Here is an 11652-nt window from a genome sequence, read left to right on the forward strand (position 1 = left end):
AACCAGCATGAAACAGCAACGCCACGATGTCTTCCTGATGTGCCCGCCGGCGCATTTCGAAGTGTCCTACGTGATCAATCCCTGGATGGAGGGCAATGTCGCGCACGGCGACCGCGCGCTGGCCGCACATCAGTGGCAGACGCTGCGCGACGGGCTGGCGCAGGTGGCCGAGGTGCGCGAGATGCCGTCCGCGGCCGGCTTGCCGGACATGGTGTTTACCGCCAACGGCGGCCTGGTGCTGGAAGACCGGGTGGTCCTGTCGCACTTTCGCCATGCCGAGCGCCAAGGGGAGGAAGAGCATTTCGCCGATTGGTTCGCGCGGCAGGGCTTGCGCGTGCTGCGCATGCCGGATGCCATCGCCTTCGAAGGCGCCGGCGACGCCTTGCTGGATCGCCAGTCCGAACTGCTGTGGATGGGCTACGGCCATCGCACTGATGTGCGCGCCGCGCCGCTGATCGCCGGCTGGCTGGATATCGAGGTGCAGTCCCTGCAACTGGCCGATCCGCGCTTCTATCACCTGGACACCTGTTTCTGCCCGCTCGAAGGCGGCTATGTGATGTACTACCCGGCCGCGTTCGATGCCGCTTCGCAACAGGCGATCGCCAGCCGCGTGCCGCCGCAGCGGCGTATCGTCGTGGGCGAACGGGATGCGCTGGATTTCGCCTGCAACACCGTCAACGCCGGCCGCCACGTGTTCCTGAACCGGGCTTCGCCGCAGTTGCGCGCGCAGTTGGAAGGCAAGGGGTTCGAGGTGAGCGAGTCCGCGTTGTCGGAATTCATGAAAGCTGGCGGCGCCGCCAAGTGCCTGACGCTGAAGCTGACCGAACCGCGCCGGCGCGCGGCCAATGCCGGCCGGCTGGAGGATGGCGCGGCGCGCCTGTCGGCCTGAAGCCGGCGCACTCAAACCGGAGGCCCGCGGCGGCAACGCCGCGGGCCTTTTATTTGTGATCTATTTGCCGATCACCATAGGCAGGTGGCGCCAGAACAGCTCTGCGCCCAGGTGCACCTTGTTTTGCCAATCATTGGCCGAATCGTCGTCGGCGCCGTCGGTGATGAACTTGAAGGCGCGCCAGGGCACGCCGAAATGGCGGCATACGCGGGCGATGGCGAACAGTTCCATGTCCACCAGGTCGATTTTTTCCTGCAGCAGCCAGTCGTCGCTGGCGGTGACGAAACTGTCGCCGGTGCCGCACACCACGCCGGGATGGCCCGATTCCAGCCGCGCCGGTTGTTCGGCGGCGTCTACCAGCGGCGTGACGCCGCGCGGCGCCAGCGGCATGGCCATCATGTCGCGCTGGACCACGGCGGCCACTTCCAGCAGGCCGTCATGCAGCGGATCGATCTTGCCGGCGGTGCCGAAGTTGATCACCAGTTCGGGTTTGCCGGCCAGGATGCGCCGGGTCGTATGCAGCGCGGCGTTGACCTTGCCGACGCCGCAGTAGACCACTTCCACGCCGGGCGGCGCATCGGCGGCGTCGAGTTCGCTTTCCAGCGCGGTGAGTATGACGATGCGGGCGTGCGGGTTCGGGATTGGTGACATGGGTGTTGTTGTTTTGGAATGTTGCGTTACGGCCGGGCGCAAACGCCCGCTGCCGGGGAAGGATAGCCCCTTTGGCGTATAATTTAGCAATATTTTTCGCCCTGAAAACCGGCCCTGCGACGGCCGTTTTTTTTGCCCCGGACTCCTGAACTTCCGGGCGCGGCGTATTTCCGCTCCAAGACGAGAACCAGCCAGATGAAGCCGAACGAACTCTGCCAGACCGAATTGCTGTTGCGCGACCTGATGTCCAAGCGCATCCTGATCCTCGACGGCGCCATGGGCACCATGATCCAGCGATACAAGCTGACCGAGGAAGACTACCGCGGCGAGCGCTTCGCCGATTTCAGCGTCCCCGGCAAGGAACTGTTCGTCAAGGGCAACAACGAACTGCTGTCGCTGACCCAGCCGCACATCATCCAGGAAATCCACGAGCAATACCTGGCCGCCGGCGCCGACCTGATCGAGACCAATACCTTCGGCGCCACCGGCGTGGCGCAGGACGACTACCACATGGCCCATCTCGTCTACGAGATGAACCTGAAGTCGGCGCAACTGGCGCGCGCGGCTTGCGACAAGTATTCCACGCCCGACAAGCCGCGCTTCGTCGCCGGCGCGCTCGGCCCCACGCCCAAGACCGCTTCGATCTCGCCGGACGTCAACGACCCGGCCGCGCGCAACGTCACCTTCGATCAGCTGGTCGCGTCCTACCTGGAGCAGACCCGCGCGCTGGTCGAGGGCGGCGCCGACGTGCTGCTGGTCGAAACCATTTTCGACACGCTCAACTGCAAGGCCGCGCTGTTCGCCATCGACACCTTCTTCGAAGAATCGGGCAAGCGTCTGCCGATCATGATCTCCGGCACCGTGACGGACGCTTCCGGCCGCATCCTGTCGGGCCAGACCGTGACTGCCTTCTGGAATTCGATCCGCCATGCGCGCCCGCTGACCGTGGGTTTGAACTGCGCGCTGGGCGCGGCGCTGATGCGCCCGTATGCGGAAGAGTTGTCGCGCATCGCCGATACCTACGTCTGCATCTATCCGAACGCCGGCCTGCCCAACCCGATGAGCGACACCGGCTTCGACGAGACGCCGGAAGTGACTTCGGCGCTGTTGAAGGAGTTCGCCGAAAGCGGTTTCGTCAACGTCGCCGGCGGCTGCTGCGGCACCACGCCGCCGCACATCAAGGCCATCGCCGAGACAGTGGCGTCGATTCCCCCGCGCAAGCTGCCCGAGAGCACGCACGAGATGCGCCTGTCGGGGCTGGAGCCGTTCACCATCAATGACGAGTCGCTGTATGTGAACGTCGGCGAGCGCACCAACGTCACCGGCTCCAAGGCCTTCGCCCGCCTGATCCTGAACGAGCAGTACGACGAGGCGCTGGCGGTGGCGCGCCAGCAGGTCGAGAACGGCGCGCAGATCATCGACATCAACATGGACGAGGCGATGCTGGATTCGGTCGCCGCCATGACGCGCTTCCTCAACCTGATCGCCTCCGAGCCGGACATCGCGCGCGTGCCGATCATGATCGACTCCTCCAAGTGGGAAGTGATCGAAGCCGGCCTCAAGTGCGTGCAGGGCAAGTCCATCGTCAACTCCATCTCGATGAAGGAAGGCGAGGAGAAATTCCTGCGCGAAGCGAAGCTGTGCCGCCGCTATGGCGCCGCCGTGATCGTGATGGCCTTCGACGAGGCCGGCCAGGCCGATACCTTCGCCCGCAAGATCGAGATCTGCGAGCGCGCCTACCGCCTGCTGGTGGACAAGCTGGACTTCCCGCCCGAAGACATCATCTTCGACCCCAACATCTTCGCGGTCGCCACCGGCATCGAGGAACACAACAACTACGCGGTCGACTTCATCGAAGCCACGCGCTGGATCCACGACAACCTGCCGTACGCCAAGATCAGCGGCGGCGTCTCCAACGTCTCCTTCAGCTTCCGCGGCAACGACCCGGCGCGCGAGGCGATCCACACCGTGTTCCTGTACCACGCCATCAAGGCCGGCATGACCATGGGCATCGTCAACGCCGGCATGATCGGCGTCTACGACGACCTGCCGGCCGAGCTGCGCGAGCGCGTCGAGGATGTGGTGCTGAACCGCCGCGAGGATGCGACCGAGCGCATGATCGAATACGCCGCCACCCTGAAGGCCGGCGACAAGAAGGAAGAAGTCTCGCTGGAGTGGCGCAACGGGCCTGTCGAACAGCGTCTCTCGTATGCGCTGGTGCATGGCATCACCCAGTGGATCGTGGAAGATACCGAAGAGGCGCGCCAGCAGATCGCCGCCAGGGGCGGCCGTCCGATCCATGTGATCGAAGGCCCGCTGATGGACGGCATGAACGTGGTCGGCGACCTGTTCGGCCAGGGCAAGATGTTCCTGCCGCAGGTGGTGAAGTCGGCGCGCGTGATGAAGCAGGCGGTGGCTCACCTGATCCCCTTCATCGAGGAAGAAAAGCGCCAGCTGGAAATCGAGACCGGCGTGGTGGCCAAGCCCAAGGGCAAGATCGTCATCGCCACCGTCAAGGGCGACGTGCACGACATCGGCAAGAACATCGTCACCGTGGTCCTCCAGTGCAACAACTTCGAAGTGGTGAACATGGGCGTGATGGTGCCGTGCTCGCAGATCCTGGCCAAGGCCAAGGAAGAGAACGCCGACATCATCGGCCTGTCCGGCCTGATCACGCCTTCGCTGGAAGAGATGGCCTACGTCGCCAAGGAGATGCAGCGCGATCCGTATTTCTCCGGCCTGAAGATGCCGCTGCTGATCGGCGGCGCCACCACTTCGCGCGCGCACACCGCGGTCAAGATCGCGCCCAACTACGAGGGCCCGGTGGTCTACGTGCCGGACGCCTCGCGCGCGGTATCGGTGGCGCAATCGCTGCTCACGCCCGAGCAGAAGGAACAGTACGTCGCCGACCTCAACACCGACTACGAACGCATCCGCGAGCAGCATGCCAACAAGAAGGCGGCGCCGATGCTGGCGCTGGCCGCCGCGCGCGCCAACAAGACCAAGCTGGATTTCGCGCCGGTCAAGCCCAAGTTCATCGGCCGTCGGGTGTTCAAGAACGTCGATCTTGGCCTCCTGGCCAATTACATCGACTGGGGCCCGTTCTTCCAGACCTGGGACCTGGCCGGGCCTTACCCCGCCATCCTCAAGGATGAAGTGGTGGGCGAAGCCGCCACCAAGGTGTTCGAGGAAGCCCAGGTCCTGCTGAAGAAGATCATCGACGGCCGCTGGCTGACCGCCAACGGCGTGGTGGCGCTGCTGCCGGCCAATACCGTCAACGACGACGACATCGAGATCTATACCGATGAGACCCGCCGCCAGGTCGCCTTCACCTATTACGGCGCGCGCCAGCAGACCGAGAAGCCGGTGGTGGACGGCGTGGCGCGCCCCAACCAGTGCCTGTCGGACTTCATCGCGTCCAAGGAATCGGGCATTGCCGATTACATCGGCATGTTCGCGGTGACGGCCGGTTTGGGCATCGAGAAGTACGAGAAGCGTTTCGAAGACGCGCACGACGATTATTCGTCGATCATGTTGAAGGCCCTGGCCGACCGCCTGGCCGAGGCCTTCGCCGAATACCTGCACGAGCGCGTGCGCAAGGATCTGTGGGGCTATGCGGCCGACGAATCGTTGTCCAATGCCGAGCTGATCAAGGAGCAATATGTCGGTATCCGCCCGGCGCCGGGCTATCCGGCCTGCCCTGAGCATACGGTCAAGGTGGACGCCTTCCGCGTCATGCAGTGCGAGGAAATCGGCATGCAGTTGACCGAGTCGTACGCCATGTTCCCGGGCGCGGCAGTGTCGGGCTTCTACTTCGCGCATCCGCAGTCCAAGTACTTCGTGGTCGGCAAGATCGGCGAAGACCAGGTAGAGGACATGGCGCGGCGGCGCGGCGTGCCCAAGGAAGAGGTCGAGCGCTGGCTGGCGCCCAATCTCTAAGCTCCAAGAACATGTTCTATTGAATTCGTATACCGTCCTGCTATCATCCTGCGCCATGATCGATTCCGCCGACAACGCCACCCATCCGCTGCCCGTCACCGGGGCCACGCGCCTGCATTTTTCCGATCCCGCGCGCAGCACCTTCACGGTCGATCTCGGCCAGGACCTGCTGGGCGACTGGATCCTGACCCAGACCTGGGGCGGCACCCAGATGCAGCGCGGCGGCGGCAAGCGCATGGTGGTCGACGGGCATGAGGCGGGTCTGCTGATGCTGCAGAAGATCGCGCAAAAGAAGGAGCGCAACGGTTACAGCCAGGTGCATCCTTACCACGTGCGTTCGCATTGGCTCTAAGGTTTTTCCGCCAGGTTCCGAGCAAGGCCGCCCGTTGGGCGGCCTTTGTTTTTTCCCCTCTTTAGCGCCGTTCCGGCGCGTCGCCTGCAGCCAAAATCCCTACGTGTTAGTCTGTGCAGCTCATGCCGCCACGGACGCGGCATGGCGGCCACGCGACAAGAACAAGCAATGCGCGCCGCCATTCTCACAAGAAAACGGAGACAGACAGTGGATTCCAACCCATCCATCCAGGCCGCCAGCCCTCATCAGGTCGATTCGCCTTATGCCGCCATGCGGCTGTTCATCACGCTGATCCTGATGATCGTCGGCGCCAGCGGCATGTACGTGATGGCGGTGGTGCTGCCGGAGGTGCAGGCCGATTTCGGCGTCGACCGCGGCCTGGCTTCGCTGCCTTATACGCTGACCATGCTGGGCGTGGGCGCCGGCGGCATGCTGATGGGGCGGATGGCCGACAAGGCCGGCATCATGAAGCCGCTGATGCTGGGCGGCATCTGCCTCGGGGCCGGCTTCATCGCGGCGGCGCTGGCGCCCAACATCTGGGTGTTCATGGCGGCGCACTGTATCTTGATCGGCCTGCTCGGCACGTCTTCGACCTTCTCGCCGCTGGTGGCCGATACTTCGCTGTGGTTCGCCAAGCGGCGCGGCATCGCGGTGGCGGTCTGCGCCAGCGGCAATTACCTGGGCGGCGCGATCTGGCCGCCCATCGTCCGGCATTTCGTCGACGCGGTGGGCTGGCGGCAAACCTATATCGGGCTGGGCATCATCTGCGTCGCCGTGATGTGTTCGCTGGCCTTGCTGATGCGCGCGCGTCCGCCGGTGCTGGCGGCGGGCGCCCATGCCGCGCGCGCCGGGGCCGGCAACCGTCCCTTCGGCCTGTCCAGCGGCCAGGCGCAATTGCTGCTGTGCGTGGCCGGCGTGGCCTGCTGCGTGGCGATGGCCATGCCGCAGGTGCATATCGTGGCCTATTGCGGCGACCTCGGCTACGGCCCCGCGCGCGGCGCCCAGATGCTGTCGCTGATGCTGGCTTGCGGGGTGGTCAGCCGGCTGGTGTCGGGTGCCATCTGCGATCGCATTGGCGGCTTGCGCACGCTGTTGCTGGGTTCGTTCCTGCAGGGCGTGTCGCTGTTGCTGTTCCTGCCGTTCGACGGGCTGGCTTCGCTGTATGTGATCTCGGCCCTGTTCGGCCTGTTCCAGGGCGGCATCGTGCCGTCCTACGCGATCATCGTGCGCGAGTATTTCCCGGCCGCCGAAGCCGGGCAGCGCGTGGGCGCCGTCATCATGTGCACCATGTTCGGCATGGCGCTGGGCGGCTGGGTATCGGGCAAGATCTTCGACCTGACCGGGTCTTACCACGCTGCGTTCGCCAATGGCATCGGCTGGAACCTGCTCAATCTCGGCATCGCGTTCCTGCTGCTCACGCGGGTGCGCGGGGCGCGCCTGAAGGCGGCCTGAGCCTGGCGGGAGAGATGCGCCGGTTGGCAGCCGGGCGGCTTTCCGTTACGCTTGTCGGCTACGGAAAGCCCGACAACCCTAATAACGATTCGCTTCTCTCCCAGCGCTCATTCGCATGCTGATCCTGTTCCTCAAAGCGGCCGTCCTGATCCCGATCACGCTGCTGCCCATCCTCAATCCGCTCGGCATCGCCCCGGTGTTCGCCAGCCTGCTGGGCAACGTCAGCCGCAAGACCGAACAGAGGGTCGCGCGCCAGGTCGCGATCAATTGCTGGTTCATGCTGGTGGGGGCGATCTTCATCGGTTCGCACGTGCTGACCTTCTTCGGCATCTCGCTGCCCATCGTGCGCGTCGGCGGCGGCCTGCTGGTGGCGGTCTCGGGCTGGAAACTGCTGTCCGACAACAGCCAGGACGCGGCCATCCCCAACCAGGTGGCCAAGTCCTACGACGAGGATTTGCCGGACGAGGAAATCAAGGCCCGCAGCTTCTATCCGCTGAGCTTTCCGCTGACCGTCGGGCCGGGCACCATCGCCGCCTCGATCACGCTGGGCGCGAACACGCCCACGCGCCTGCTGGACTGGGTGATCTCGGTGGGCAGCGCGGCTTTCGGGGCGGCACTGACCGCGCTGGTGGTGTTCCTGTGCTACAACTATGCGCAAAAGCTGGTGAATTTGATGGGGCGCCTGGGGACGATGGTGGTGCTGCGCCTGTCGGCGTTCATCCTGTTGTGCATCGGCATCCAGATCTTCTGGTCGGGCATGTCGGCCTTGCTGGCGGAAGCGGGCATCAGCGGCGTGGCGCCCTGAGAATGCACTCTCGCCCCTTTCAGGGCAGATAGCGGATCATCTTAGCCAGCCCAGTTCATCCAGCGCATCCTGCACCAGCTCCAGCCGCATCAGCGGGTTGTCCAGCGCCAGCAGGGTTTGCTTGATTTCCACCGGCACCGGTATCATCTCGGCCCAGCGGTTGGCGACCCAGCCGCAATCGTTGAGCCGGAAGGGCTGGGCGATCGGCATCTCGCTCTCCGGCAAGCCCTGGCGCATCACCGACTGCAGCAGGTTGTCCAGCGCCTGCGACGTGTTCATCAGTTCTTCGGGAACCGCCACCGGATGGTCGGCTTCCATCATCTCCACTTCCGCCGTCCATAGTCCGTGCTTCTGCTGTTCCGCCTGCAGGATGCGGAAACGCGCGGTGCCGCTGCAGGCGATGCGCATCAGGCCGATCGAGGGCGTGGACCATTCGTTGATCCTGGCGACCGTGCCGACGCCGACGAAGCGTTCGGTCTGGCCCGGCCGCCGCACTTCCGTGCCTTCCGTCAGCGCCACCACGCCGAAGCCGCTGCCTTCGGCGATGCACTTGGCGATCATGTCGAGGTAGCGCACTTCGAAGATCTGCAAGGGCAGGCGGCCATCGGGAAACAGCGTGCTGCCCAGCGGGAACAGCGGGATGGTCCGCGCCGAAATCGGCGAGTGGGGTGTGGTGGGCGCGGCGGACATGGTCAGCTCCGCCGCATGGGAGAGGGGATGTTCATGTGCGCGTATACCGGTTTTCCGCCAAGCACTCGTAGCGTTGCACGATATAGCCGTTGTCGTCGACGCTCTCCAGGTAGACGTCGAATTGCCACAGCCGCGCCATGTGGCGCAGCACTTCCTCGGTGCTGTCGCCCAGCGAGCGGCCGTCGCTGCGGAAATGGCGCAGCGTCAGGCTGCGGTTGCCGCGCGTGTTGACCGACCAGACCTGGATGTTGGGCTCGCGGTGGTTGATGTCGTACTGGCGCGACAGCGCCTGGCGCACGTATTGGTAGCCGCGTTCGTTGTGGATGGCAGAGACTTCCAGTTCGCTGCGGGACTCGTCGTCGAGCACGGCGAACATGCGCATGTCGCGCATCAGCCTGGGCGACAGGTATTGCGCCACGAAGCTCTCGTCCTTGAAGTTGCGCATCACGTGGTGCAGGGTTTCCAGCCAGTCGCTGCCGGCGATGTCGGGGAACCATTCGCGGTCTTCGTCGCTGGGTTCTTCGCAGATGCGGCGGATGTCGCGCATCATCGAAAACCCCAGCGCGTACGGGTTGATGCCGTTGTAATAGGGCTTGGTGATGGGCGGCTGGAACACCACATTGCTGTGCGAATGCAGGAATTCCATCATGAAGCCGTCGGTCAGGCGGCCCTGGTCGTACAGCGTATTCAACAGCGTGTAATGCCAGAAGGTGGCCCAGCCCTCGTTCATCACCTGGGTCTGGCGCTGCGGATAGAAATACTGGCCGATCTTGCGCACGATGCGCACCACTTCGCGTTCCCACGGTTCCAGCAGCGGGGCGTTCTTCTCGGCGAAGTACAGCAGGTTCTCCTGCGGCTCCGGCGGGAAGCGTTCTTCGGATAATGCCGTGGCCGCTTCCTTCTTGGCCGGCAGCGTGCGCCACAGCTCATTGACCTGCGATTGCAGGTAGGCCTCGCGTTCGCGCTGGCGCGCCCGTTCCTGCGACAGCGACAGGCGCTGCGGGCGCTTGTAGCGGTCGACGCCATAGTTCATCAGGGCATGGCACGAGTCCAGCAATTCCTCGACCCGTTCGAAACCGTGGCGCTCCTCGCATTCGGAGATGTAGTTGCGGGCGTACACCAGGTAGTCGATGATGGCGCTGGCGTCGGTCCACAGCTGGAACAGGTAGTTGCCCTTGAAGAAGGAGTTGTGGCCATAGGCCGCGTGCGCGATGACCAGCGCCTGCATGGTCATCGTGTTCTCTTCCATCAGGTAGGCGATGCAGGGATCGGAGTTGATCACGATCTCGTAGGCCAGGCCCATCTGGCCGCGCTTGTAGTCGCGCTCGGTCAGCATGAAATGCTTGCCGTAGGACCAGTGCCGGTAATTGACCGGCATGCCGTGCGAGGCATAGGCATCCATCATCTGCTCGGCCGAGATGATCTCCAGCTGGATCGGGTAGACGTCCAGCTGGTAGCCCGCCGCCACTCGCGCGATCTCCTCGTTGTAGCGTTCGATCAGGTCGAAGCTCCAGTCCGACGGGCAAGGCAGCGGATCGTACTTGAAGCGGCTGTTCATGCGTGCACCTGTTTCTCGAAGAGTTCGCGGAACACCGGGTAGATTTCAGCGGCCGACTGCACCTTCTTCATCGCGAAGTGCGGGTGCGAATCGATCAGCTGCAGGTATTCGGTCCACAGGTTCTGTTCGGGCTCGGCCACCTGGATATAGGCGAAGTAGCGCGTCAGCGGCAGGATCGCGTTTTCCAGGATCTCGCGGCACTTGGGCGAGTCGTCGTTCCAGTTGTCGCCGTCGGAGGCCTGGGCGCCGTAGATGTTCCATTCGCTGGGCGAATAGCGCTTGGCGATGATGTCCTGCATCAGTTCCAGCGCACTGGAGACCACGGTGCCGCCGCTTTCCTGCGAATGGAAGAAGGTTTCCTCGTCGACTTCGTCGGCGCGCGTGTGGTGGCGGATGAAGACCACCTCGATGTGCTCGTAATTGCGCGTCAGGAACAGGTAGAGCAGGATGAAGAAGCGCTTGGCGAGGTCCTTGCGCTGCTCGTCCATCGAGCCCGACACGTCCATCACGCAAAACATCACGGCGCGGCTGGTCGGCTGCGGCAGGCGCACGCGGTTGACGTAGCGCAGGTCGAACGGGTCGATGAAGGGGATGCGCCAGATGCGCGAGCGCACGTGGTGGATCTCTTCTTCCAGCAGCTTGATCTCGTGCAGGTGCTCGTTGGGGTTGCGGTTGAGTTCTTCCAGTTGCCGCTCCAGCTCGTCGAGCTTGTTCTGCAGCGGCGCGCCCAGGGCGATGCGCCGGCCCAGCGAGCTGCGCAGCGAGCGGACGATGTCGATATTGTTGGGCGCGCCGTCGACCGAATAGCCGGCGCGCATGTTCTTCCAGTTGGGAATCGTCATCAGGTTGTTTTCCACCAGCCGCGGCAATTCCAGGTCTTCGAAGAAGTACTGCATGAATTCTTCGCGGGTGAGCTCGAAGGTGAAGTCGTCCTCGCCTTCGCCCTCGTTGCTGGCGGCGCTGCCGCCCCCGCCTTCGCCGCCGCTCTGGCGCGGGATGCGGTCGCCCTGCAGGTAATCCTGGTTGCCCGGGTGCACGGCTTCGCGCCGGCCGTCCTTGCCGTGGTGGAAGAAGGGTTCCGAGACATCCTTGCGCGGGATGCTGATGCTCTTGGATTTTTCGAGATCGGTGATGCTGCGGTCGCGGATCGCATCCGCCACCGAGCGCTGGATATGCCCACGGAAGCGCCGCAGGAAGCGCTCCCGATTGGCAATGCTCTTGTTTTTGCCGGCTAGCCTACGGTCGATAATCTGATGCAGCACTGTCCGTTCTCCGACTGATCCTCAGCGGGCGGGCTGTCGCGGCAGTCCTGTCGG

At 64.2% G+C, this 11652-nt stretch carries 9 protein-coding genes; 5 read left to right on the forward strand and 4 right to left on the reverse strand.

The genetic code is table 11. From position 1 onward, the window contains the following. The first annotated feature begins 7 nt into the window (after nt 1-7). Nucleotides 8-889: an arginine deiminase-related protein gene (locus J7548_RS07190; RefSeq protein WP_290972388.1), complete on the forward strand. Its 882-nt coding sequence runs from the start codon at nt 8-10 to the stop codon at nt 887-889. 60 nt (nt 890-949) lie between these two features. Here the strand turns inward: J7548_RS07190 and J7548_RS07195 are convergent, their stop codons facing one another. Then, a complete protein-coding gene (locus tag J7548_RS07195; protein WP_290972389.1) occupies nt 950-1540 on the reverse strand; it encodes a 5'-methylthioadenosine nucleosidase in 591 nt (196 codons plus the stop codon). Nucleotides 1541-1735: 195 nt separating this feature from the next. On the opposite strand from J7548_RS07195, the gene metH reads away from it, so the two are divergent. The 4 genes from metH to J7548_RS07215 all read left to right on the forward strand — a co-directional run bounded on the left by metH (nt 1736) and on the right by J7548_RS07215 (nt 8088). Beyond that, nucleotides 1736-5479, forward strand: a complete 3744-nt coding sequence (metH, locus tag J7548_RS07200) for a methionine synthase (protein WP_290972391.1) — start codon at nt 1736-1738, stop codon at nt 5477-5479. Between the two features lie 55 nt (nt 5480-5534). Further along, nucleotides 5535-5831: a WGR domain-containing protein gene (locus J7548_RS07205; protein WP_290972394.1), complete on the forward strand. Its 297-nt coding sequence runs from the start codon at nt 5535-5537 to the stop codon at nt 5829-5831. 270 nt (nt 5832-6101) lie between these two features. Continuing rightward, on the forward strand, nt 6102-7283 hold the full coding sequence (locus J7548_RS07210; protein WP_290973320.1) for an MFS transporter: 1182 nt from the start codon (nt 6102-6104) through the stop codon (nt 7281-7283). A 115-nt stretch (nt 7284-7398) separates the two neighbouring features. Beyond that, a complete protein-coding gene (locus J7548_RS07215) occupies nt 7399-8088 on the forward strand; it encodes a MarC family protein (RefSeq protein WP_290972397.1) in 690 nt (229 codons plus the stop codon). A gap of 36 nt (nt 8089-8124) precedes the next feature. Here the strand turns inward: J7548_RS07215 and J7548_RS07220 are convergent, their stop codons facing one another. From J7548_RS07220 to J7548_RS07230, 3 genes are read right to left on the reverse strand one after another with little or no spacing between them, the layout of a single operon-like run. Then, nucleotides 8125-8778 carry an LON peptidase substrate-binding domain-containing protein gene (locus J7548_RS07220; RefSeq protein ID WP_290972400.1) on the reverse strand — a complete coding sequence of 218 codons (654 nt, stop codon included), beginning with the start codon at nt 8776-8778 and terminating at the stop codon, nt 8125-8127. 31 nt (nt 8779-8809) lie between these two features. Further along, complete coding sequence (locus J7548_RS07225) at nt 8810-10336, reverse strand: SpoVR family protein (protein ID WP_290972403.1); 1527 nt, start codon at nt 10334-10336, stop codon at nt 8810-8812. Continuing rightward, nucleotides 10333-11598, reverse strand: coding sequence for a YeaH/YhbH family protein (locus J7548_RS07230; protein ID WP_290972406.1), 1266 nt, complete (start codon nt 11596-11598; stop codon nt 10333-10335). Before J7548_RS07230 ends, J7548_RS07225 begins: the two co-directional genes overlap by 4 nt. Nucleotides 11599-11652 lie beyond the last annotated feature (54 nt).

The organism is Herbaspirillum sp. (assembly GCF_017744395.1).
Taxonomy (GTDB): domain Bacteria; phylum Pseudomonadota; class Gammaproteobacteria; order Burkholderiales; family Burkholderiaceae_D; genus Herbaspirillum.

Bases quoted from the DNA above. Each gene is read 5' to 3' on its own strand.
- J7548_RS07190 (WP_290972388.1), top strand. From the start codon at position 8: ATGAAACAGCAACGCCACGATGTCTTCCTGATGTGCCCGCCGGCGCAT.
- J7548_RS07195 (WP_290972389.1), bottom strand. From the start codon at position 1,540: ATGTCACCAATCCCGAACCCGCACGCCCGCATCGTCATACTCACCGCG.
- metH (WP_290972391.1), top strand. From the start codon at position 1,736: ATGAAGCCGAACGAACTCTGCCAGACCGAATTGCTGTTGCGCGACCTG.
- J7548_RS07205 (WP_290972394.1), top strand. From the start codon at position 5,535: ATGATCGATTCCGCCGACAACGCCACCCATCCGCTGCCCGTCACCGGG.
- J7548_RS07210 (WP_290973320.1), top strand. From the start codon at position 6,102: ATGCGGCTGTTCATCACGCTGATCCTGATGATCGTCGGCGCCAGCGGC.
- J7548_RS07215 (WP_290972397.1), top strand. From the start codon at position 7,399: ATGCTGATCCTGTTCCTCAAAGCGGCCGTCCTGATCCCGATCACGCTG.
- J7548_RS07220 (WP_290972400.1), bottom strand. From the start codon at position 8,778: ATGTCCGCCGCGCCCACCACACCCCACTCGCCGATTTCGGCGCGGACC.
- J7548_RS07225 (WP_290972403.1), bottom strand. From the start codon at position 10,336: ATGAACAGCCGCTTCAAGTACGATCCGCTGCCTTGCCCGTCGGACTGG.